This window comes from Saccharopolyspora aridisoli, assembly GCF_004348445.1.
In the GTDB taxonomy this organism is placed as follows: domain Bacteria; phylum Actinomycetota; class Actinomycetes; order Mycobacteriales; family Pseudonocardiaceae; genus Saccharopolyspora; species Saccharopolyspora aridisoli.
In genome coordinates this window covers 1-23,190 of the sequence record NZ_SMKV01000028.1, presented here as the reverse complement: position 1 = coordinate 23,190, position 23,190 = coordinate 1, and the positions used below count along the sequence as shown (strand labels likewise).

19 protein-coding genes and 1 pseudogene are annotated in these 23,190 nt (G+C 70.2%); 11 read left to right on the top strand and 9 right to left on the bottom strand.

Annotation, left to right across the window (positions count from 1 at the left end; all coding sequences use genetic code 11):
- The first annotated feature begins 64 nt into the window (after positions 1-64).
- The 8 genes from E1161_RS19930 (at position 65) to E1161_RS19895 (ending at position 8,495) form a co-directional block, all read left to right on the top strand.
- Positions 65-1,357: a nicotinate phosphoribosyltransferase gene (locus tag E1161_RS19930; RefSeq protein ID WP_408012002.1), complete on the top strand. Its 1,293-nt coding sequence runs from the start codon at positions 65-67 to the stop codon at positions 1,355-1,357.
- Positions 1,358-1,404: 47 nt separating this feature from the next.
- Positions 1,405-1,977, top strand: coding sequence for an isochorismatase family protein (locus E1161_RS19925; protein ID WP_132625499.1), 573 nt, complete (start codon positions 1,405-1,407; stop codon positions 1,975-1,977).
- A 35-nt stretch (positions 1,978-2,012) separates the two neighbouring features.
- Complete coding sequence (locus E1161_RS19920) at positions 2,013-4,166, top strand: ATP-dependent DNA helicase (protein ID WP_408012001.1); 2,154 nt, start codon at positions 2,013-2,015, stop codon at positions 4,164-4,166.
- Positions 4,167-4,258: 92 nt separating this feature from the next.
- Positions 4,259-4,837: a biotin transporter BioY gene (locus tag E1161_RS19915; RefSeq protein WP_132625497.1), complete on the top strand. Its 579-nt coding sequence runs from the start codon at positions 4,259-4,261 to the stop codon at positions 4,835-4,837.
- A 1-nt stretch (position 4,838) separates the two neighbouring features.
- Complete coding sequence (locus E1161_RS19910; RefSeq protein WP_235875165.1) at positions 4,839-6,116, top strand: class I adenylate-forming enzyme family protein; 1,278 nt, start codon at positions 4,839-4,841, stop codon at positions 6,114-6,116.
- A 5-nt stretch (positions 6,117-6,121) separates the two neighbouring features.
- Entirely contained in the window at positions 6,122-7,222 is a 1,101-nt protein-coding gene (locus tag E1161_RS19905; protein WP_132625600.1) for a thiolase family protein, read from the top strand.
- A complete protein-coding gene (locus E1161_RS19900; RefSeq protein WP_132625495.1) occupies positions 7,219-7,893 on the top strand; it encodes an energy-coupling factor ABC transporter ATP-binding protein in 675 nt (224 codons plus the stop codon). The genes E1161_RS19905 and E1161_RS19900 overlap by 4 nt, the downstream gene beginning before the upstream one ends.
- Entirely contained in the window at positions 7,890-8,495 is a 606-nt protein-coding gene (locus tag E1161_RS19895) for an energy-coupling factor transporter transmembrane component T family protein (RefSeq protein ID WP_132625493.1), read from the top strand. The genes E1161_RS19900 and E1161_RS19895 overlap by 4 nt, the downstream gene beginning before the upstream one ends.
- A 120-nt stretch (positions 8,496-8,615) precedes the next feature.
- Here the strand turns inward: E1161_RS19895 and E1161_RS19890 are convergent, their stop codons facing one another.
- The 3 genes from E1161_RS19890 to ctaD form a co-directional block, all read right to left on the bottom strand.
- Positions 8,616-9,419: an aminoacyl-tRNA hydrolase gene (locus E1161_RS19890; protein ID WP_235875164.1), complete on the bottom strand. Its 804-nt coding sequence runs from the start codon at positions 9,417-9,419 to the stop codon at positions 8,616-8,618.
- 18 nt (positions 9,420-9,437) lie between these two features.
- Positions 9,438-10,664: a phosphoserine phosphatase SerB gene (serB, locus tag E1161_RS19885; RefSeq protein WP_132625491.1), complete on the bottom strand. Its 1,227-nt coding sequence runs from the start codon at positions 10,662-10,664 to the stop codon at positions 9,438-9,440.
- A gap of 353 nt (positions 10,665-11,017) precedes the next feature.
- The gene (gene ctaD / locus E1161_RS19880; protein ID WP_235875163.1) at positions 11,018-12,808 is read right to left on the bottom strand and encodes an aa3-type cytochrome oxidase subunit I; all 1,791 of its coding nucleotides are present in this window, start codon (positions 12,806-12,808) and stop codon (positions 11,018-11,020) included.
- A gap of 367 nt (positions 12,809-13,175) precedes the next feature.
- On the opposite strand from ctaD, the gene E1161_RS19875 reads away from it, so the two are divergent.
- Complete coding sequence (locus E1161_RS19875; RefSeq protein WP_132625489.1) at positions 13,176-13,709, top strand: DUF305 domain-containing protein; 534 nt, start codon at positions 13,176-13,178, stop codon at positions 13,707-13,709.
- 144 nt (positions 13,710-13,853) lie between these two features.
- Positions 13,854-14,726, top strand: coding sequence for an SDR family oxidoreductase (locus E1161_RS19870; protein ID WP_132625487.1), 873 nt, complete (start codon positions 13,854-13,856; stop codon positions 14,724-14,726).
- Positions 14,727-14,912: 186 nt separating this feature from the next.
- On the opposite strand, the gene E1161_RS19865 is transcribed toward E1161_RS19870, so the two are convergent.
- The 6 genes from E1161_RS19865 to E1161_RS19840 form a co-directional block, all read right to left on the bottom strand.
- Positions 14,913-15,656, bottom strand: a complete 744-nt coding sequence (locus tag E1161_RS19865; RefSeq protein WP_235875162.1) for a VanZ family protein — start codon at positions 15,654-15,656, stop codon at positions 14,913-14,915.
- 802 nt (positions 15,657-16,458) lie between these two features.
- A complete protein-coding gene (locus E1161_RS19860) occupies positions 16,459-17,202 on the bottom strand; it encodes a succinate dehydrogenase/fumarate reductase iron-sulfur subunit (RefSeq protein WP_132625483.1) in 744 nt (247 codons plus the stop codon).
- Complete coding sequence (locus tag E1161_RS19855) at positions 17,202-19,094, bottom strand: fumarate reductase/succinate dehydrogenase flavoprotein subunit (RefSeq protein WP_132625481.1); 1,893 nt, start codon at positions 19,092-19,094, stop codon at positions 17,202-17,204. The genes E1161_RS19860 and E1161_RS19855 overlap by 1 nt, the downstream gene beginning before the upstream one ends.
- 211 nt (positions 19,095-19,305) lie before the next feature.
- Complete coding sequence (locus E1161_RS19850) at positions 19,306-20,106, bottom strand: hypothetical protein (protein WP_132625479.1); 801 nt, start codon at positions 20,104-20,106, stop codon at positions 19,306-19,308.
- 314 nt (positions 20,107-20,420) lie between these two features.
- A complete protein-coding gene (locus E1161_RS19845) occupies positions 20,421-20,711 on the bottom strand; it encodes a hypothetical protein (RefSeq protein ID WP_132625477.1) in 291 nt (96 codons plus the stop codon).
- 116 nt (positions 20,712-20,827) lie between these two features.
- Positions 20,828-22,639 carry a hypothetical protein gene (locus E1161_RS19840; protein WP_132625475.1) on the bottom strand — a complete coding sequence of 604 codons (1,812 nt, stop codon included), beginning with the start codon at positions 22,637-22,639 and terminating at the stop codon, positions 20,828-20,830.
- A gap of 234 nt (positions 22,640-22,873) precedes the next feature.
- On the opposite strand from E1161_RS19840, the pseudogene E1161_RS19835 reads away from it, so the two are divergent.
- Positions 22,874-23,083 (top strand): annotated as a pseudogene (locus E1161_RS19835) (hypothetical protein); the annotation flags it as partial.
- Positions 23,084-23,190 lie beyond the last annotated feature (107 nt).

Below are 23,190 nucleotides of genomic sequence, written 5' to 3'. Positions count from 1 at the left end.
GCGCCGTCCCGCTGGAGGTTCGAGGACGACGCTCTCGGATCCCCCACACGCACCACGTAATCTCATGCTCATGAGCTCTAGCACCGCGCTGCTGACCGACCACTACGAGTTGACGATGTTGGCCAGCGCTCTGCGTGACGGGACCGCGCACCGCGAGTGCACGTTCGAGGTGTTCACCCGGCGGCTGCCCAACGGGCGCCGCTACGGCGTGACCGGCGGCATCGGCCGAGTGCTGGACGCGGTGCAGAACTTCCGGTTCGGCGAAGCCGAGATCGCCCAGCTCGCCGAGCACGGCGTGGTCGACGAGCTCACCTCGGAGTGGCTGCGCGACTACCGGTTCAGCGGGCAGATCGACGGCTACCCCGAGGGTGAGCTGTTCTTCCCCGGCTCGCCGCTGCTGACGGTGCGCGGCACCTTCGCCGAGGCCGTCGTGCTGGAAACCGTGGTGCTGTCGATCCTCAACCACGACAGCGCCATCGCCGCCGCTGCCGCGCGCATGGTCTCGGCCGCCAACGGACGACGGATCATCGAGATGGGCTCGCGCCGCACGCACGAGGAATCCGCGGTCTCGGCGGCGCGCATCGCCTACCTGGCCGGGTTCACCGCCACCTCCAACCTGGAGGCCGGGCGCCGCTACGGCATCCCCACCACGGGCACGGCCGCGCACGCCTTCACCCTGCTGCACGACTCGGAGCAGTCGGCCTTCGAGTCGCAGATCGCCGCGCTGGGCACCGGCACCACGCTGCTGGTCGACACCTACGACATCAGCCGGGGCATCGACCTGGCCGTGCAGACCGCCGGGACCGGTCTGGGAGCGGTGCGCATCGACTCCGGCGACGTGGGCGTGCTGGCCCGCCAGGCCCGTGAGCAGCTCGACCGCCTCGGCGCCACCAACACCCGGGTCGTGGTCTCCGGCGACCTCGACGAGTACGCCATCGCCTCGCTGCGCGCGGAGCCCGTGGACGGCTACGGCGTCGGAACGTCGCTGGTCACCGGATCGGGGGCGCCCACGGCGGAGATGGTCTACAAGCTGGTGGAGGTCGACGGCCGCCCGGTGGCCAAGCGCAGCTCGCACAAGGAGTCGCGCGGTGGCCGCAAGGCCGCCATCCGCCGCTACAAGGAGACCGGCACGGCCGTCGAGGAGGTCGTCTACGGCGTCGAGGCCGAGCCGGCGCTCGGACCGCACGACCGCCACCTGCAGATCCCGCTGATCCGCGACGGCAAGCTCGCCGACGACCTGCCGACGCTGGAGCAGGACCGCGAACGGCTGCGCCGCGCTCTGGTGACCTTGCCGTGGGAGGGCCTGAAGCTGTCCAACGGCGAACCCGCCATCCCCACGACCTTCCTAGGGGCCTGATACTGCGAAAGAATCGGGCATCGGATCCGCGCAGGAGGTGAGGCGCGATGAGCAGGGCGTTGATCATCGTGGACGTGCAGAACGACTTCTGCGAGGGCGGAGCGCTCGCCGTCGCCGGAGGCGCTGGGGTCGCGGCCGCGATCTCGGAATTCCTGGCCGTCTCCGAGCACGAGCACGTCGTGGCCACCCGCGACTACCACGTCGACCCGGGTGCCCACTTCAGCGACGACCCGGACTTCGTGCGCTCCTGGCCGAAGCACTGCGTGGCGGGCACGGCAGGCGCGGCGTTCCACCCGGAACTGGATGTCGGCCCGGTGACCGCGGTGTTCTCCAAGGGCCAGTACAGCGACGGCTACTCCGGTTTCGAGGGCGTGGACCGCACCGACCTGGAGCTGCTGACCTGGCTGCGGGAGCGCAACGTGCACGAGGTCGACGTCGTCGGCATCGCCACCGACCACTGCGTCCGCGCGACCGCGCTCGACGCGCTGGAGGCGGACCTGGACACCACCGTGCACCTCCAACTCACCGCCGGCGTGTCGCGCGCGACCGTCGAGCAGGCCCTCAACGACCTCGACGGAGCTGGAGCGAAGCTCCGGGGAGAACCCGTGGTGGTCTCCTGACACGTCGCGTCGGGGGTCGGCGGTAGGTTTTCCGGGTGCCCACCTCTGTCCCGCGATGGTCCGACCCGGTCGCGTTCGAGTCCGATGACGCCGACGAGCTCCCACCGGAGATCGTTGCCGACTTGGAGCGCGCGAACCGGGCCGACTCCGACGAGCCCTCGCTGCCACTGGGCAGAGCACGCCGGGACATCCCCGACCTCGCGACCCTGATGGAGGTCGCCGTGGAGGCCGTCGGCGGCGTACCGCGTGAGGGTCAGGCGCAGATGGCCGAAGCCGTGGAGCACACCATCACCACCGGTGAGCACCTCGCCGTGCAGGCGGGCACCGGCACCGGCAAGTCGCTGGCCTACCTGGTCCCGGCGATCCGGCACGCGGTGGCCGACGGCACGACCGTGGTCGTGTCGACCGCCACGATCGCGCTGCAACGCCAGCTGGTGGACCGCGATCTGCCGCGGTTGTCGGAGGCGCTGGCCGAAACCCTGGGCCGCAAGCCGACGTTCGCGATCCTCAAGGGACGCCGCAACTACCTGTGCCTGAACCGCGTCCACGGCAACGCGCCGTCGGAGCCGGACGAGGACGCGCTGTTCGACGCCTTCGCCGCCTCCGCCCTGGAACGCCAGGTGCAGCGGGTGCAGGAGTGGTCGACCGAGACCGAGACCGGTGACCGCGACGAGCTGGTGCCGGGCGTGACCGATCAGGCGTGGCGACAGCTGTCGGTCACGGCGAAGGAATGCCTGGGCGTGCACCGCTGCCCGGTCGGCACCGACTGCTTCGCCGAGCGCGCCCGCGCCACGGCCGGTCGCGCGGACATCGTGGTCACCAACCACGCACTGCTGGCGATCGACGCCCTCGACGACCGCCCGGTGCTGCCCGAGCACGACGTGGTGCTGGTCGACGAGGCCCATGACCTGGTGGACCGGGTCACCTCCGCCGCCACCGGCGAACTCACCGCGAAGGCGGTGAAGCTGGCCGCCCGGCGCTGCGGCCGGGCCATCGACGAGGAGACCGCCGACCGCCTCGACGAGGCCGCCGAAGGACTGGGACTGGTCCTCGAAGACTCCGCGCCCGGCCGGTTGGAGGAGCTTCCGGAAGCGCTGGGCGGCGCGGTGACCGTGGTCCGCGACTCCGCGTGGGCGTGCATCTCGGCGCTGGGCCCGGAGCGCAAGGAGGACGTCGAGGGCAGCACCGCTCGCAAGCTCGCGCACGCGCTCACCGAGGACGTGCACGACACCGCGGTCCGGCTGCTGGAGGCCTTCGACGAGGCGCAGCAGCACGACGTCGTGTGGGTCTCCAACGAGCCGAACCGGCCCAAGGCGGTGCGGGTGGCGCCGATCGGCGTCGGCGGCCTGCTGCGCGACCGGTTGTTCGGCCAGCGCACGACGGTGCTGACCTCGGCGACGCTGTCGCTGGGTGGGTCGTTCGACACGCTGGCCCGCCAGTGGGGCCTGCCGCCGCAGCAGCAGGTCGAGTCCGCGGCCGGGATGGCCACCGCGAAGGAGGCGCCCTCGGACGGCGGAACGCTGAAGTGGACCGGGATGGACGTCGGCTCGCCGTTCGAGCACGAGCGCAGCGGCATCCTCTACATCGGGCGCCACCTGCCCCCACCCGGCCGCGACGGGCTCCCACCGCAGGTCCTCGACGAGATCACCGAGCTCGTGCAGGCCGCAGGAGGCCGCACGCTGGGCTTGTTCTCGTCCCGCCGCGCCGCCGAGCAGGCGGGCGAGGAGCTGCGCAAGCGGCTGTCCACGCCGGTGCTGTGCCAGGGCGACGACACCACGGCGCTGCTGATCAAGCGCTTCGCCGAGGACCCGGAGACCTCGCTGTTCGGGACCTTGTCGCTGTGGCAGGGCGTGGACGTGCCGGGCGACTCGCTGCAACTGGTGATCATGGACCGGATCCCGTTCCCCCGGCCCGACGATCCGTTGGCCTCGGCCCGCCAGCAGCGGATCTCCGAGCACGGCGGGAACGGATTCCTCACCGTCGCCGGGACGCACGCGGCGTTGCTGCTGGCCCAAGGCGCCGGTCGGCTGCTGCGGTCGCCGAACGACCGGGGCGTGATCGCGGTCCTGGACCCTCGACTGGCCACCGCCCGCTACGGCGGTTTCCTCCGGGCGTCGCTCCCGCCGTTCTGGACCACCCACGACCCCGACGTGGTTCGCGGCGCGCTGAAGCGCCTCACCTCGGGCTGACCGAGCGGGTAAAACTGCCCACAGTCGCTCACGCCGCGCGCTCGACTGCGGGTAGTTTCATCCGGTCCCCCTCGACCCCTGGGAGCGCTGCCGTGTCCGAACGCCCGTCCCCTACGGCCGCGAACCTCGCGCGCACCGTGGTGTTCGCCGCCTTCATCGCCGTGCTCGGGATCTTCCCGGGCTTCTACCTCGCCGGTGCCGCTGTACCGGTCGTCCTGCAGAACGCCGGACCGCTGCTGGCGGGCAGCATCCTCGGCGCCCGGCGTGGGACCGCGTCAGTGCTGCTGTTCGTCGCGCTGACCGCGATCGGCCTGCCGCTGCTGTCCGGTGGGCGCGGCGGCATCGCCCCGTTCCTGGGCCCGAGCGGCGGTTTCCTGCTCGGCTGGATCCTCTCCGCGCTGGTCGTGGGCCTGATCGTGCAGCGCGCAGCGCAGCCGGGGCTCCCGGTGCTGCTGCTGGCGAACCTCGCGGGCGTGGCCGCCGACTACCTGATCGGCATCCCGTACTGGGGCCTGATGATCGGTGATCTGCCGTCGGCGGCGGTGCAGTCGCTGGTGTTCCTGCCGGGCGATGCGGTGAAGCTGGTGGCGGTCTCGCTGGTGGCGGTGGCCGTGCACCGGGCGGTCCCGCAGGCGTTGACGGGTGCTGCGCGGCGGCCGGCCGAGAACTGACGTGCTGCCGATCCTCGGGCGCGCGCCCGCCTCGCGCGTCGGTGACCTGACCGGACCCGAGCTGGCCTCGGCCGCGCACCGGGTCGCCCGACGGCTGCCGCCGGGCTCGCGGGTGGCGATCTCCGGTGCGGACGAGACCGCCCGGCTGATCCACTTCCTGGGCGCTGACCTGGCCGGATGCGCCTCGTTGCTGGTCGACCCGGACTGGCCGGACCTCGACGCGGTGCTGGACGACGCCCGCCCGGACGTGTTCCTCGACGCCGACGCGCCCCTGGGCGAGGACGTGGGCACCGAGGTGCCGGTGGGCGACGAGTCGACGTGGTTCTACCTGCCCACGACCTCGGGGAGCACGGGACGGCCGAAGGTGCTGGCGCGGTCGCGGGGTTCGTGGCTGCGCAGCTTCGCCGCCCTCGGCCTGCCGCTGGAACCCGACGACCGGGTGCTGATCCCCGGGCCGCTCAGCTCGTCGCTGTTCCTCTTCGGCGCCCTGCACGCCCTCAACGGCGGCGCCGCTGACCTGCGCCTGCTGGGCCGCTGGTCGGCGTCGACGGCCGCCGAGGCCACGCGCGACGCGACGGTGGTCCACCTGGTCCCGGCCCAGCTGTCGGCGCTGCTGGCCGTGCTGGAGCGCGATCCGCTGCTGCGGTCGCGCTGCGCGCTGCGACTGGTGGTGTGCGGTGGCGCGAAGGTCGATCCGGTGTTGGAGGCACGGCTGGCAGAAGCCCTTCCGGGCTGCCGGCTGGTCGAGTACTACGGTTCGGCCGAGCAGTCTCTGATCGCGGTCCGCCACGACGAGCGCCTGATGCCGGTGGTCGACGTCGCGGTCCTCGACGGGCGCCTGTTGGTCCGCTCCGACCTCGCCTTCGACGGATACCTGGAACGCGGCGCACTCGTCCCCGCCTCCACCGACTGGACCGGTGACCAGGCCGTTCAGCATCCCGACGGCTCGCTGGAGGTCCTGGGACGCGCTGGTGCAGTGATCGACACCGGTGCCCGGCTGGTCGCGGTCGAGGCCGTGGAGTCGGTGCTCCGGGAGGTCGACGGCGTGCTGGACGTGGTCGTCGCCGCCACCCCTCATCCACGCTTCGGCTCGCTGGTCACCGCGATCGTCGAGGGCGACGCGCGGCTGCCCGAGCTGCGCGCCCACGCCCGCGCGAAGCTGCACCCAGCCGAGCGCCCGCGCCGCTGGCTGACCGTCGGCGCGCTGCCCCGCACGGCCTCCGGCAAGCCCGCCCGCGCGGTGATCGCCGAGCGGCTGAGCAGTGGGCAGCGGTTGTGAGCCCGGTGATCATCGCGGCCCGCCGCTCCCCCATCGGTGAGGCGGGCGGTCTTCTCCGCGACGTCGAGGCCGACCGGCTCGCTGCCCCGGTGCTGCGCGCGGTCCTCGACGACGCCGGGATCGAGCGCGTCGACGACGTGCTGCTGGGCAACGTCCTCGGGCCCGGTGGCAACCCCGCCCGGGTGGCCGCGCTTCGCGCCGGACTCGGTGAGGCGACGCCGGGCATGACGATCGACCGCCAGTGCGCCAGCGGGCTCTCGGCCATCACCACTGCCGCCTCGATGGTTTCCGGCGACGAGTTCTTCTTGGCGGGAGGCGTGGAGAGCCCGTCAACGGCGCCGTGGCGGGCGTGGCGGCCGAGGAACGCGACCGAGCCGCCGCGCTTCTACCAGCGCGCCCCGTTCGCCCCCGCCGACATCGGCGATCCCGACATGGGTCCGGCCGCCGACCTGGTCGCCGCCGAAGCCGGCATCGACCGGGAGCGCCAGGACGCCTTCGCCGCCCGCAGCCATGCGCGCGCCGTCGCGGCCCAGGACGCGGGTCGCTTCGACGCCGAGCTGGTGCCGATCGGCTCCGCGACGAAGGACGAACGTCCCCGCCGGGGCTTCACCCCGGAGCGCCTGGCCCGGTTCCGCCCGGCCTTCACCCCCGACGGGACGGCGACCGCCGCGAACTCCTGCGGCATCAGCGACGGTGCCGCGGCGGTGCTGGTCACCAGCGAGGAGCAGCGCGCGGAACTGGGTGTGCCGGGGCTGCGGCTGATCGGCTGGCGAAACTCAGGGGTGAGTCCGAACCGGCTCGGACTGGGCGCGGTCCCCGCGATGCGGGCGCTGCGCGAGCGGCACAGCCCGGAGGTCGTCGAGTTCAACGAGGCGTTCGCCGGTCAGGCCCTCGCGTGCCTGGACGCGGCCGGCCTCGATCACGAGCTGGCCGGACCGGACGGCGGCGCGATCGCGCTCGGGCACCCGTGGGGCGCGTCGGGCGCGGTGCTGGTGGTCCGGTTGTTCAGCCGGATGGTCCGGCAGGACGGGCCGCGGATCGGCATGGCCGCGCTGTCCTCCGGCGGCGGGCTGGGCGTGGCGACGATGTGGGAGCGAGTGGGTTGATCGAATTCGAACGCGTCGGGCACAGCTACGACGGGCGCGCGGTGCTGGACGGCGTGGATCTGCGGCTGCCCGAGCGGCGGGTGGCGTTCGTCGGCGCCAACGGCTCCGGCAAGTCCACGCTCGCTCGGATGATCAACGGTCTGGTGCGGCCGAGCCGGGGCCGGGTGCTCGTCGACGGTCTCGACGTGGCTCGCAACGGCCGCGAGGTCCGGCGCCGCGTCGGGTTCGTCTTCACCCACCCCGACAGCCAGATCGTCATGCCCACCGCCGGTGAGGACGTCGCGTTCTCGCTGCGCAAGCAGGGCCTGTCGAAGGCCGAGCGTCAGCAGCGCGCGGTCGAGGTGCTGGCCCTGCACGGGCTGGCGGGCTACGCCGAGCATCCCGCGCACCAGCTCTCCGGCGGGCAGAAGCAGCTGCTCGCGCTGTGCTCGATGCTCGTGCTGGAACCCGACGTCCTGGTCTGCGACGAGCCCACGACCCTGCTGGACCTGCGCAACAAGCGGCACTTCGCCGAGGTGCTGTCCGGGCTGGAGCAGCAGGTCGTGCTGGTCACCCACGACCTCGACCTGCTCGCCGATTTCGACCGCGTCATCGTCCTGGACCGGGGGCGGGTCGTCGCCGATGACACCCCGGAGTCGGCGGTTGGCTTCTACCGGGAGCTGATCGGGTGAACCCGCTGGGCCTCTACGAGCCGGGGACCAGCCCGCTCCACCGCTTCGGCGCGGGCTGGAAGCTGCTGGCGCTGCTGGTCTTCGCGATCGTCACGTTCGCCCTGAGCGCCCCGTCTCCGCTGGTGGTGTGCGTGCTGGCGGCGGTCGGCGGCTACGCGGTCGGGCGGATTCCGCTGCGCCGCGCCTGGCAGATCGGCCGGTTCCTGGTTCCGCTGGTCGCGATCGTCTTCGCCCTCCAGTGGTGGATGCTCGACCTCGCCCGAGCCGAGACGATCAGCCTCCGGCTGCTGGCGACCCTCGCGGCGGCGAACCTCTTCACCCTGGTCACCAGGGTCGACGACCTGGTCACCTCGGTGGAGCGAGCGCTCACGCCCTTCAGCCGCTTCGGCGTCCGCCCGGAACGGGTCGGTCTGCTGGTGGGTCTCACGGTGCAAGCGATCGCGGCGCTCTCCACGATCGCCACCCAGGTCCGGGAAGCCCAGCGGGCGAGAGGCGCGGACCGCTCCCTGCCGGCCTTCGCCATCCCCTTCCTCGTCCGGACCCTCCGCCACGCCGACGACCTCGGCGAAGCCCTCGCAGCCCGAGGCCTCGGCGCCGACTGACCGCCCCCTCCTCAGAGGTGGACGATCAACCACGCGCCCGTACGCGGTGACGGGATTTCAATGGGAATCGGGTCTCCGAGTTCAATGGGGATCAGTGACCGGACTTCCACTGGAATCCGGTCACCCGGGCCACTGGGCGAGGACGGTGACGGTGCCCGGGTCGACTTCGGTGAAGCCCGCGTCTCTGACCACGGCGATCCGGGACTCGCGCCAGGCCGTTCCAGGGTCGTCCGCGGGATGCAGGTCGGCCCACGTCTCCGGGGACGCTTCGCGGACCGCACACGGGTAGCCGTCGACCGCCCACCGCTCCAGCTCCGCGTCGAGCCCTTCGCCGTGCAGCTGCGCCGCCAGGATCATCGTGGCGTGCCCTACCTGCGCTGCGGACTTGCCCGCGCTCATGGGGACGTCGGGGTTGAGCCACAGGACCGGTGCGCCGGCCTGGACCGGGCCCGGCTCGTCGGGCTCGAGTTCGCTGCCCGAGATCTGCAGGCGGCTGAGCTCCTTGGGCATGTCCGCCACCCGCACCGGCAGCAGCGCGCGGACCTCGGCGCCACCGACCTCGACGGTGATGCCGGGCAGCGCCTGCACCGCCTCCCAGTGCGCGCCCCGCGCGCGGCGGGTGACCTTGCGGATGCGGCCGGAGATCCAGCCGTGCATCGCCTCGTGCCACTCCCCTCCAGGAGCGCAGCGCTCGTCGAGGCAGGCGGCGAGCGCGGCAGCGGCCGCCGCCTCCAGCAGCGCCGTGCGAGCCGGGGGTTCGCGGCGCTCGATGCGCAGCACCACCGGCATCAGCACCACGTTGTCGGGGTCCTCGTCCGAGGTGTCGGAAGTGGCCTCGCCCGGCAGCGCGAGCCACTGGGCGTAGCGGGGGAGGAGCGGGTCGAGCACGGAAAGCGGCAACACGATCTGCTCAACTCCCGCCACGCCGCAGGTGTTCCGGAATCACTGGTCGAGTGGCACCCGTCGCAGGACGCCGTCCTCGGCGTCGGCGGCCTCGATCTCGGCGCGCGTCACGCCCAGCACGAACAGCACCGTGTCCAGGAACGGGTAAGACAGCGCGGTGTCGGCGACCTCGCGCAGCGCCGGCTTGGCGTTGAACGCCACGCCGAGCCCGGCGGCGGTGAGCATGTCGATGTCGTTGGCACCGTCACCGACGGCCACGCACTGCGCGGCGGGAACGCCGAAGGACTCGGCGAACTGGCGGAGCGCCTTGGCCTTGCCCGGCCGGTCGACGATCTCGCCGATGACCCGACCGGTGAGCTTGCCGTCGACGACCTCCAGCTCGTTGGCCGCGCTGAAGTCCAACCCCAGCTCGTCCACCAGCTGGTCGATGATCTGGGTGAAACCCCCGGAGACGACTCCGGTGTGGAAGCCGAGCCTGCGCAGCGTGCGGATCGTGGTCCGCGCACCAGGCGTGAGCTCCAGCTCGGCGGCCACCTCGTCGAGCACGGTGGCGGGCAGCCCTTCCAGGACCGCGACCCGCTGGCGCAGCGACTCGGCGAAGTCCAGCTCGCCGCGCATGGCGCGCTCGGTGACCTCGCGGACCTGGTCCTCGCAGCCGGCGCGGCGGGCCAGCATCTCGATGACCTCGCCCTGGATCAGCGTGGAGTCGACGTCGAAGACCACCAGCCGCTTGGCGCGGCGGGACAGGCCGGTGCGCTCGACGGCGAGGTCGACGCCGGTGCTGGCCGCGAGCGCGGCCATCGCCTCGGTGAGCTCGGCGTCGTCCTCCGCCTTCGGGGCGGAGACCTGCAGTTCGAGCCCGGTCACCGGGTAGTCGGCGACGCGGCGGATGGAGTCGATGTTGACGTTGATCTCAGCCAGGGCCCGGGACACGTCGCCGAAGTTGCGGGCGGTCACCGGCTGCCCGAGCACGACGACGGCGTGCGTGGAGCCGAGCTTGGCCGCGTCGATGTCCTCCGCGCCGATCTCGACGTCGACGACCATGCCGACCGTCGCCATCGCCTGTTCGACGGCCTCCTGCAGCCTCTCCGGATCGATCTCGGTGGACACCAGCACACCCAGCACGAGGCGGCCGCGGATCACCACCTGTTCCACGTCGACGATGTCCACGCCGTGGCGTGTCAGGGCGGCGAAGAGCACGGACGTGACACCGGGCTTGTCCTTGCCGGTAACGGTGATCAGCACGGTGGTCGCATGGGAGCTCACGACTGCGGAAGTTCCTCTCTAACCGAGAAAGGTGGACTCAGAGGGCGTGGGAACGGCTGTGGCCAAGCGGCGAAGCCGCTTCCTCCTCCAACACCCGAGCAGCTCGCACCGCCGCGGGTCCTCAAGGCTCTCGTGGCGAGTACGCCGCGACGCCGTGTGTTGGCACGCATGAGGCGTGGCGCACGGAGTCCACGGAAGCCGTCGGGTTCCGCTAACCGCGCCGCTACGTTTGCCATTCACCTCACCCTCTGGGAAGAACGCAACGAGCCCCGGCAGGCCTGTGGCCCGCCGGGGCTCGCCGTCGAGCTAGCCCTACCCTGGCACAACCGTGCCGTTCGGGGCTATCGACGAGGTCACTTCTCGGTGGTGTCGTCCCGGTCCGAGTCGCCCTTGGTCTTGGGCGGCTGAGTCAGGGTGGCGGTACCGCCACTGCCTTCCTCGTGCTTGTGCGCCAAGGTCTTGCCGGTCAGGGACAGGTGAGCCTCGAGCCGAATCCGCTCGGAGATGTGCGGGTAGTGCAGCTCGAACGCCGGACGCTCGGAGCGGATCCGCGGCAGCTCCTTGAAGTTGTGCCGCGGCGGCGGGCAGGAGGTCGCCCACTCCAGCGAGTTGCCGTAGCCCCACGGGTCGTCGACCTCGGCGACCTCGCCGTACCGGTAGCTCTTGAAGATGTTGTAGATGAACGGGAGCATCGAGGCGCCCAGGATGAACGCGCCGATCGTGGAGACCGTGTTCAGGGCGGTGAAGCCGTCGGACTCCAGGTAGTCGGCGTACCGGCGCGGCATGCCCTCGTTGCCCAGCCAGTGCTGGACCAGGAACGTGCCGTGGAAGCCGATGAAGGTCAACCAGAAGTGCAGCTTGCCGAGCCGCTCGTCCATCATCCGGCCCGTCATCTTCGGGAACCAGAAGTAGATGCCGGCGAAGGTGGCGAACACGATCGTGCCGTAGAGCACGTAGTGGAAGTGCGCGACCACGAAGTAGGTGTCCGACACGTGGAAGTCGACCGGCGGCATGGCCAGCAGGACACCGGTGAGACCACCGAAGAGGAAGGTGACCAGGAAGCCGACGCTGAAGATCATCGGCGACTCGAAGGTCAGCTGCCCCTTCCACATGGTGCCGATCCAGTTGAAGAACTTCACACCGGTCGGGACCGCGATCAGGAACGTGGTGAACGCGAAGAACGGCAGCAGCACGGCGCCGGTGGCGTACATGTGGTGCGCCCACACGACGACCGACAGCGCGGCGATGCCCAGGGTCGCGTAGACCAGGCCCGAGTAGCCGAACAGCGGCTTGCGGCTGAACACCGGGAAGATCTCCGAGACGATGCCGAAGAACGGCAGCGCGACGATGTAGACCTCGGGGTGACCGAAGAACCAGAACAGGTGCTGCCACAGGATGACGCCGCCGTTGGCCGGGTCGAAGACGTGGGCGCCCAGGTGGCGGTCGGCCATGAGACCGAACAGCGCGGCGGTCAGGATCGGGAACGCCATCAGGATCAGCACGCTGGTGACCAGGATGTTCCAGGTGAAGATCGGCATCCGGAACATCGTCATGCCCGGCGCGCGCAAGCAGACAACGGTGGTCAGCATGTTGACCGCACCGAGGATCGTGCCCAGACCGGAGACGGCCAGACCGGCGATCCACATGTCCGCGCCGTGTCCCGGCGAGTGCAGCGCGTCCGACAGCGGGGTGTAGGCGAACCAACCGAAGTCGGCCGCGCCACCCGGCAGCAGGAAGCCGCTGACGACCATCAGGCCGCCGAACAAGTAGAGCCAGTACCCGAACGCGTTCAGCCGCGGGAACGCGACGTCCGGCGAGCCGATCTGCAGCGGAAGGATGTAGTTCGCGAAACCGAACAGGATCGGGGTCGCGTACAGCAGCAGCATGATCGTGCCGTGCATGGTGAACAGCTGGTTGTACTGCTCCTGCGACAGGAACTGAAGTCCCGGAACGGCCAGCTCGCCGCGGATCAGCATCGCCATCAGGCCGCCGACCAGGAAGAACGCGATCGAGGTGACCAGGTAGAGGATGCCGATCTGCTTGTGGTCCGTGGTGCGGAACATCCGCGCCAGGAACGACCCCTTAACCGTTTTGCGCACCGGATAGGGGCGCGTGGCGATCGGCTGTGGCGCGACGGCCGTCACGGTGCCTCCTGCACTCCCTTTGAAGCCTTCTCGGACCCGGACGGATCCGCCCCGACCCGGGTTGGGTCGGTGACCGCACGCGACGCCCGGCAGGAGCCCTGCCGGGGAGCCGGTCGCGATGCCGCCGAGTGCGGATACTAGTCCCGGGGTCCGGCCGGAGTTCGGCCGGGCCGTAGCCACCCTATTCATCGCGCGCTCGATCGTCACCCGCGGTGAGATCCATCAGACACACGGCGACCAGGAAGACGTCGGGCGAACCGCCCACGAGGCGGACAGATAACCTACGTGGCAACAGGTCCGGCAGCCCGCCTGCGTTCGCACGGGGCAGCCCTGGGACGACGTCCACCAGATCCTGGAGGGGAAGCACGTGCGGAAGAGCACGATCATCGGCGCTGTGCTGGTCGGCGGTATCGCACTCGCGGGCTGCACACCGGCCGAGTACGACAGCGACCAGCCGCCGGCCCCGGGCACCCCGCCCGCCGACGCGCCGAAGATGGCCGGTCAGGCCTCGACCGGCGAGCACGGCGCGAGCGGCCCCGCCGCTCAGCTGCTGAGCAACCGCCAGCAGGTGCTGGCGCTGGCCGAGCTCGCCGTCACCAAGGCGACCAGCCCGCAGGCCAAGGAGGTCGCGGCGGAGCTCAAGCAGTCGGCGACCGAGCAGGTCACCGAGCTCCAGCAGCACGGTGGCGGCACCGGGCAGCCCGCGTCCGCCGACGCCGCGCTGTCCGCGCTGAGCGGCCCGGCCTTCGACGCGCAGTGGAAGCAGGAGGTGCTGACCCTGGTCAACGAGGCCGCCACGCTGGCCAAGTCGGCCCAGAACGACGCAGAGCTCACCGAGCTCGCCACCGAGCTCGCGACCGAGCAGCAGGAGATCACCGCGAAGCTCAACGCGATGGCCTGATCCTCCCCTCGTTCCAGGAAGGGCACCCGCGATTCGTCGCGGGTGCCCTTTTCCTTCGCTCTTCCCGCCACAACCTACCGAGAGTAAGCTACTGCAAGTAAGCTACTGCGGAGTAGATAAGCGGGCTGACTCGAGGGAGAGCAGATGCCGAACGTGTCCGGCAAGGTCGTCCTGATCACGGGAGGCGCCAGGGGTATCGGCGCCGAGACCGCGCGCGAGCTCGCCAAGCGCGGCGCCAAGCTCGCCCTGGTCGGCCTGGAGCCCGAGGAACTGGCCAAGGTCACCGCCGAGCTCGGCGAGGGCCACTTCTGGGCCGAAGCGGACGTCACTGACCCCGACTCGCTGCAGGCCGCCGTCGACGCCGCGACGGCGAAGTTCGGCCGCATCGACGCCGCCATCGCCAACGCGGGCATCGCGCCGCTGGGCAGCGTCCGGGAGAGCGACCCGCGCGGGTTCCTCAAGACCATGGACGTCAACGTCAACGGCGTGTTCCACACCGCCCGCGCGGTGATGCCGGAGCTGGCCGCGAGCAAGGGCTACCTGCTGGTGGTGTCCTCCCTGTCGGCGTTCGCCCCGATCGGCGGCATGGCCGCCTACACCGCGAGCAAGGCCGCGTCCGAGGCGTTCGCGTCGGCGCTGCGCATGGAGGTGCTGCACCTGGGCGTGTCGGTCGGTTCGGCGCACCCGTCGTGGATCGACACCGACCTGGTGCGCGAGGTCGCCGGCGACCTCAAGACCTTCACCGAGATGCGCGAGCGCCTGCCGTGGCCGATGCGCGCGATCACCACCCCGGACGCGTGCGCGCGGGCCTTCGCCAACGCCGTCGAGCGCCGCAAGCGCCGCGTCTACGTCCCGCGCGGCGTCATGCTCATGCACTGGCTGCGCAACCTGCCGGGCTCGGCGCTGGTGGAGCTGTTCATGCGGCGGCAGCTGATCAAGCTCATCCCGCAGCTGGAGCAGGAGGTCCGCGACCTCGGGCGGTACATGAGCGAGCGGAACCAGAAGCTCAACTCCTAGTGGTTCCTGCAGTCGTGCAGAGGCCTGACTCCGGGCACCACTCCTGTTGCAACATTTGCAAGCATCGGACGACGTCTCAGGACCCGCAGCGGAGCCGGGCTGCTCAGTGACCACTCGCGGCTGCGCCGCTCGCGCCCGCTGGGCCGGTGGTCGGGAGCGCGACGGGAGGGGCCCCGACCACCGGGGTCAGCGGGTGCGTTGCAGCGGGCGCCGCTGCTGCGGCGGCCCGACCAGGCGAGGCGGCTGGTGGAAGGCGTCTTGGCCTGCGAGCGCCGGGCGCTTGGTGAACACCGGCTGCTGCGGCAGGACCGGGCGCCGGCGCGGGAGGCTCTGACGGCTCTGGGCTGCCGCCTGGCGGCATTGCCGCTCGTGCTCCACGCGGGCGATGAGCAGCCAGACCGTCGGATCGCTGTCGCCGGTGGGCCGGTGCTGCGGACGGCTGGTGGGGCTGATCCAGCACGGCAGCCGCACCAGCATCCCGCCGAGCACGGCGCCGACGGTGTTGCAGACGATGTCATCGGTGGAGCAGACCCGGCCGCTGATCGCGGCGAACTGGATCGCCTCGATCGAGGACGAGCACACCAGGCCGCCCAACGCGATCTTGGCCAGGTTGTCGAACCACGGAACCCGTTGCGGCACCAGCACGCTCAGAGGCAGCAGCAGCACGAGGTTGCCGGCCAGCTGGAGCCACGGCTGCGAGTCCCCCGGCGCGGCGGCGAGCGCCTCCGAGACGTCGTTGCCGATGTCGGGCCGGAAGGGCTCCAGGGTCGGCACCTGAGGCGTGAAGACCAGGTACCCCACGACCAGCACCGAGTAGGCCAGGGCGCCGTCGATCAACGGCTGCCGCATCACGAACGGCTCGGTCGAATAGCCGCGGAGCAATCCTGATCCGAATCCGACGGCGACCGCGATCAAGAGCAGTGTCGTCACCACCGGAACGAATCCGTCGAATGCCACGAGAATCTGCTGCACGTCCGCCGCACTTCCTCTGGCAGCCAGCGCCAGAACCACGAGGAACTCGTTCAATCCGCAACGGATCTCCCGAATACCTGGAAACCGTTGGGAATCGTCATTTCCAGCGGTCGGCGTTGACCGAGATCTTCTGGGGGTCTGCATCGGCCGGTGGCGGCCGGACGCCGCCTCGGGGTTTCGCGACGTCCGGCCGCCGGCCCCTGTCACCGAGCCGGCGACAGGGCGGGGATTCGCGAGGTGGGAAGCCATTCGGCGGAGTGCTGGGCCCTCGTCGAGGTACGGGTCCCATCCGCTGTCCGGCCGACCTCGGCGCGGTCCCCGCGACTGGTCGGTTGATGTCCATCTGAATCGACTCCGTTCGCTTTGGAACGTAACCGGCGATGCCCGTCGAACGACAGCCATGGCAAGAAAACGCCATAGCGCGCGAGGATCTCCACAATGGACGCGAAACAGCGGGGGAACGGTCGCGATCTGCGATTCTCGAGAGCAGCGCGAAATACTCGCGCAAATTCGCCAGGAAAATTCACAGCTTTGCCAGCGCGCGGGTGATCGTGAATTGCGCGCAACCGCAGGTGAACGCGATGAGAAGTACCGTGAATAATGGGGAATTCGGGGAACCGCCAGCTCCGCGCGAGCTCGGTCGACATCCGGACGGCGCCCGCCAGCTCAACCTACACGGCCGGATCTCCCACGCAGCGACTCACGCCCGAACTGAGAAGGCCCACCGATGCTCACCGGTGGGCCTTCTCGGGATCGAAGATCACTCCTCCTTCTTCCTGAAGAACCGGAGGATCGGGTCGTAGCGCGTGTCGGCGACTCGTTCTTTCAGCGGGATGAGGGCGTTGTCGGTGATGCGGATGTTCTCCGGGCACACCTCGCTGCAGCACTTGGTGATGTTGCACAACCCGAGCCCGTGGTCGCCCCTCGCTTGTTCGGGACGGCCGCGGGCCTCGTCGAGCGGGTGCATCTCGAGCTCTGCGACGCGCAGCAGGTAGCGGGGACCGGAGAAGGTCTCCTTGTTCTCCTCGTGGTCGCGGATGACGTGGCAGGTGTCCTGGCAGAGGAAGCACTCGATGCACTTGCGGAACTCCTGCGAGCGCTGCACATCGACCTGCTGCATCCGGTACTCACCGGGTTCGAGATCGGCGGGCGGTGTGAACGCCGGGACCTCTCGGGACTTGACGTAGTTGTAGGACACGTCCGTCACCAGGTCCTTGATCAGGGGGAACGTGCGCATCGGGGTGATCGTGACGGTCTCGGCCTCGGTGAAGGTGGACATCCGGGCCATGCACATCAGCCGCGGCCGCCCGTTGATCTCGGCCGAGCAGGAGCCGCATTTGCCCGCCTTGCAGTTCCAGCGGACCGCCATGTCCGGGGCCTGCGTCGCCTGCAAGCGGTGGACGACGTCGAGGACGACCTCGCCCTCGTTGACCTCGACGGTGTAGTCCCGCAGCTCGCCGTCGTCGGCGCCGCGCCACACCCGGAAGTGCGCCTGGTACCCCATCACAGCTCCTTCGCCTGGACGTCCGAGAGCTCGTCCTCGGTGTAGTACTTGCGCAGCTCTTCCAGCTTGAACAGCTCCAGCAGGTCCGGCCGCATCGGCACCTGCGGCTGCTCGGTGACCTCGACGCCGTCCCCGGACTGCTGGCAGACCAGCAGTTTTCGGCGCCACCGGGCTTCCATCGCCGGGTGGTCGTCGCGGGTGTGGCCGCCCCGGCTCTCAGTGCGCAGCAGGGCGGCGCGGGCCACGCATTCGCTGACCAGCAGCATGTTGCGCAGGTCGATGGCCAGGTGCCAGCCCGGGTTGAACTGGCGGTTGCCCTCCACCTCGAGGTGTTCGGCTCGCCCCACCAGCTCGCGCAGCCGGTCCAGCGCTTCCCGCATCTCCTCCCCCTTCCGGATGATGCCGACGAGGTCGTTCATCGCCTGCTGCAACTCGGAGTGCAGCGCGTAGGGGTTCTCGCTCCGCCCGTCGACGGGGTTGAACGGGTCGGCGGCGCGCACGGCCGCAGCGTCCACATCGGACGAGCTGATCGACGGTCGTGCCGACAGACCCCGCACGTACCCGGCCGCGCCCGCTCCGGCGCGGCGGCCGAAGACCAGCAGGTCCGACAACGAGTTGCCGCCCAACCGGTTCGACCCGTGCATGCCGCCGGCGACCTCACCCGCGGCGAACAGACCGGGCACCCGGGAAGCCGCGGTATCGGGCTCGACCTCGACCCCGCCCATCACGTAGTGGCAGGTCGGTCCGACCTCCATGGATTCGGCGGTGATGTCCACATCGGCCAGTTCCTTGAACTGGTGGTGCATCGACGGCAGTCGCTTGATGATGGCCTCGGCGGGCAAACGGGTCGCCACGTCGAGGAAGACGCCGCCGTGCTCAGAGCCCCGGCCTTCCTTGACCTCGTTGTTGATGGCGCGCGCGACCTCGTCGCGCGGCAGCAGTTCGGGCGGTCTGCGGTTGTTGTCCGGGTCGTCGTACCAACGGTCCGCCTCGGCCTCGCTGTCGGCGTAGTTGTCCTTAAACACCTCGGGGATGTAGTTGAACATGAACCGGCGGCCCTCGGAGTTGCGCAGCACACCTCCGTCACCGCGCACCGATTCGGTGACCAGGATTCCCTTCACGCTCGGCGGCCACACCATGCCGGTCGGGTGGAACTGCACGAACTCCATGTTGATCAGCGAGGCCCCGGCGCGCAGGGCAAGCGCGTGCCCGTCGCCGGTGTACTCCCAGGAGTTCGAGGTGACCTTGAACGACTTGCCGATGCCACCGGTGGCGAGGATGATCGCGGGCGCGTCGAAGAGCACGTACCGCCCGGACTCCCGCCAGTAACCGAACGCCCCGGAGACAGCGGGGCCGTCCTTGAGCAGTTCGGTGACCGCGCACTCCTGGAAGACCTTGATGCGCGCCTCGTAGTCGCCGAACTCCGCGTGGTCCTCCTGCTGCAACGAGACGATCTTCTGCTGCAACGTGCGGATCAGCTCCAGGCCGGTCCGGTCGCCGACGTGCGCGAGCCTCGGGTACTCGTGGCCGCCGAAGTTGCGCTGGCTGATCCGGCCGTCCGGGGTCCGGTCGAACAGCGCCCCGTAGGTCTCCAGCTCCCACACCCGCTGCGGCGCCTCGCGCGCGTGCAGCTCGGCCATCCGCCAGTTGTTCAGGAACTTCCCGCCGCGCATGGTGTCGCGGAAGTGCACCTGCCAGTCGTCGCGGGAGTTGACGTTGCCCATCGAGGCGGCGATGCCGCCCTCGGCCATCACCGTGTGCGCCTTGCCGAACAGGGACTTGCACACCACGGCGGTCCGCAGCCCCTTCGAACGCGTCTCGATCGCCGCGCGCAGACCCGCGCCACCGGCGCCGATCACGACCACGTCGTACTCGTGCCGTTCGATCTCCACATCCAGTCCTTCAGCATTCGTTGGGAAGCGGCGGAGCCGCTCTCTCTTTCGCCGACCACCCTCGCCACCCGCACCGCCGGGGGTTGTGAGCGCGTTCCTGGCGAGGACCACTCCGACGCCGCGATTCGACGTTCACGAGGAGGAGGTCCCACAGCCAGGGACGCGCTCGGGTCCTCCCACCTGCACCGCAACGCGGACCACCCCGGGAATGTCAGTTGACCAGTCTGAGATCGCTGATGAATCCGCCGGCCACCAACATCACGTACAGGTCGACCAGCGCCACCGAGGCGAGCGAGCACCAGGCCAGCAGCATGTGCTTGCCGTTGAGCCAGGTGATCTTGGTCCAGAGCCAGTAGCGCACCGGGTGCTTGGAGAAGTGGTTGAGGCGTCCGCCGACGAGGTGGCGGCAGGAGTGGCAGGACAGCGTGTACGCCCACAGCAGCACCACGTTGACCACCATCAGCAGCGTGCCCAGCCCGGCGCCGACACCGCCGTCGGTGCCCTTGAAGGCGATCGCGGTGTCGTAGGTGAGCACCGCCGCGACCAGCATCGCCGCGTAGAAGAAGTAGCGGTGCGCGTTCTGCATGATCAGCGGGAACCGGGACTCGCCGGTGTAGCGGCCGTGCGGCTCGCCGACCGCGCAGGCCGGCGGCGACGCCCAGAACGCCCGGTAGTACGCCTTGCGGTAGTAGTAGCAGGTCAGCCGGAACCCGAGCACGAACGGCAGCACGAAGATCGGCGGCGGGACCAGCCATCCCAGGTCCGGGAACGGTTGACCGAAGTGGCTGGACCCCGGCACGCATGCCGCGGACAGGCACGGCGAGAAGAACGGCGCCAGGTAGTTGTGCTCCGGTACCCAGTACCACTGGTTCATGAACGTGCGGACCAGGCCGTAGACCACGAAGGCCGTCAGGCCGAGGAAGGTCATCAGCGGCGGAAGCCACCAGCGGTCCGTGCGCAGCGTGCGCACGCCGATGCGGGCCCGGCCTGTGGAGCTAGCGAGTGCGGACATGCGTCGACCTCGTTGTCAGGAGTCGTCCGACGTGCTCAGCATGAGGCCGCTCATTGTGGATCAGGTCGCACCGCGCCAGGTAGTCCCCCAAAGGGCGCAACTTCGTTCGATGAGGTTGCGCGATCGCTCTGCTCGGCGGTGCAGGTAGCGGAACCTGATGACACGCCGCCTGGGCTCGGGGCGCCACTCCTCGTGCATGCCGTCCACCCCAGGGGCGGACACCTCGTCGCGGCGTGCTCGCCAGGCCGACGTCTCAGAACCCGCGGCGGTGCATCTGAGTCCACCAGCGGTTGCGCCGCATCCGACCGCTCGGTTCAGTGCCGGAACTGGCCTCCCAGCCCCTCGTCGTCGGCGTCCTGCCAGAGCGACGGGTCGTAGGGGGTGTCCGGCACGATCACCACGTCGTCGCGGGCGTCATCGCCGGTCCGCGGGGCGGGAACCACGGCGGACAGCTCGGCGGCGTCGATGTCGAGCCGCTCGATGTCGTTCTGGATCCGGCGCACCACCGCGGCGTCGCCGTAGCGGTGCCGCAGCGCTCCTGCACTGGTCCGCAGCTGCGCCAGCACCCGTTGGAACTCGGCCAGTTCGGTCGTCGTCCGGGCCATCGCGAACACCTCTCGCGCCTAGGTGGTGGGACCTCCGCCTAGACTCTGCCCGCCACGGCCAAATGTGACAAGTACCACATCAAACGATCACCCTGCCCGATCCCTCGAACGAGCCACTACGGGGAGTCGGTCGCGAGGCCGGACGGGGTCCGGCCTCGTTCGGCGCACGGCGGGCCCGAGATGGCCCGGCCGATGCGCTGGCCGCCCCACCCCAGCGCCAGGACGTAGGACAGGGAGAGGAGCGCGACCACCGCCGAGGCGGCGGGCCAGAGCCAATCCGGGACGCTGGGAGCCGCTTCGCGGCGCAGCAGCTGGTGCTCCGGCAGCGCGTCGCGGGTGAACTGCGACGGCGTCGCGACGCCCGGCTCGTTCCCGACCTCGTCGGCGGGGAAGAACACCGGGGTCGCGAGGATCGCGCGGCCGGAGTGCAGTCGGATGATCGTCTTCCACGGCCGGTGCACCGGCATCGGCTGGTTGGTGCGGTAGACGCCGGGCTCCACCTCGGTGAGCCGGTCGACGTGCAGTGAACCGCCGTGCCAGCCGGTGATGGTCAGCCAGGTCGGGTGCTGGGCGATCGGGATCGGTTCGATGCGCACCACGGCCTGCTTGGTCCGCTCGTCGACGGCCACGCTGGTGCGGACGCCGTCCGGCGAGGTGTCGGCCAGCCCGTTGGCGACGGCGACCGCGATCCCGGTGACCGCCAGCCCGAACAGGGCGTTGCGCGTGCGGGCGGGCGGTAGCTCACCGCGCAGCGCCCGCACCAGCAGCGCCCCGAGCAGACCGCCGCAGACGCCGCCGGTCAGCGACATCAGCACGCCTTCCGGCAGCATGTCCGGCGACCACGGCAGCCGGTAGGCCGCGGCGGTCCACAGGTATTCGCTGGTGTAGCCGATGGTTCCGATCAGGAGTCCGGAGAACACGCCCAGCGCAAGCGGTCGCCGGGCCAGCGCGGTCGCGGCCAGCTCCACGCACAGCGCCTCGATCACGTACATCGGCATCGCCGCAGCCGGTCCGCCGAGCACCGGCCCGACGAGCAGGGTGGTGCAGCCGCGGGTGAGCACGAACAGCGCGACCGCGAGCACCGCGCCGCCGGGCCCGACCCACAGCCGCGCGGCCACCAGCGCGCAGCCGGCGGAGACGGCGATCAGCAGCGGCTGGAGGACCATCCGGAACTGCGGGACGCCGAAGTCCCACTCCGCTTGGAAGACCGACATCCCGACCAGCAGCGCCCCGCAGAGCAGGCCGCGCCGGACGTACAGCGCGCGCATCGTCTCGGCGCAGCCGGTGCGCACGAACCTGCCCTCGCGTTCCAGCAGACCCATCGCCACCAGCGACAGCGAGACGCCGCCGATGACCATCAACCGCGCGGGACCCCACAGCGTGACGTCCTGACCGAAGAGCCGCTGCCACACGGCGTCGAGCGGGAAACCGAGCAGCGAGAAGAAGCCGGCGATTCCCAGCAGGAGTCCGCTGGTGGGCGCTTCCCAGCACTTGGTGATGCGCAGCGCGGCGCGGCCAGGGTGCTCGCCGACGGGCAGCACCATCGCGAGCGTGCCCGCGACGCAGAGCCCGAAGATCCCGAACAGGATCGGGTAGTGCGCGATGTTGGACAGCGGTCCGGATTCGCGTTCCTGCGTGATGCGCAGCGCGATGTCCCAGTAGAGACCCAGCAGCGTCACCAGCAGCGAGGTCAGCGCCAGCCGCAGCGGGAGCGCGGCCCAGCCGGGGAGTCCTCGCAGCAACCAGGAGCGCTCGGATCGTTCGGCGAGGCGGGCGAGCACCGTGATCTTCCCGGTGCGGTGGCCGTATCCGAGCGCGATCAGCAGTGCGGCCAGCAGTCCGGCACTTCCCGCGGCGATGAGGATCTGGACCAGGTTCGCGCCATCCGCCGGGGCAGGGCCCGACAGCTGCTGGAGGAACGAGGTCATGACGTGATCGAACACTAAACCTTCGACAATGTCAGGTCTTACTGTGACATTCAACGTTGTCAGAGTGTGGGTTCACCCGAAGAGGGGAATCCTTCCGTGCTCCTCCCGCCCCGCGAAATCCGCGGCACGCCGACTTCTCCAGGCGTCAAGTCTTGTGGCTCACAGTCCGGACCACAAGACTCTCGGTCAGTTCCCGAACTATTGTGATCTGTTCCTGTTGACTGCGAGGCAGCTTTGAGCATTCTCGGCACCCGGGTCCAACGTGTCGAAGACCCGCGCCTTCTCACAGTCGGCGGCACCTACGTGGACGACCTGCGTGAACCCGCCCTCCGGGGCGCACTGCACGTCCTCTTCGTCCGCAGCCCGCTGGCGAACGCCACCATCACCGAAGTGGACGTCGATGAAGCCAAGTCGGCTCCCGGCGTGCACGGGGTCTTCACCGCCGACTGTGAGAAGGCGCGGGTCTTCGACACGTTGGACCCGGGTGCCGAGAATGCTCAAAGCTGCCTCGCAGTCAACAGGAACAGATCACAATAGTTCGGGAACTGACC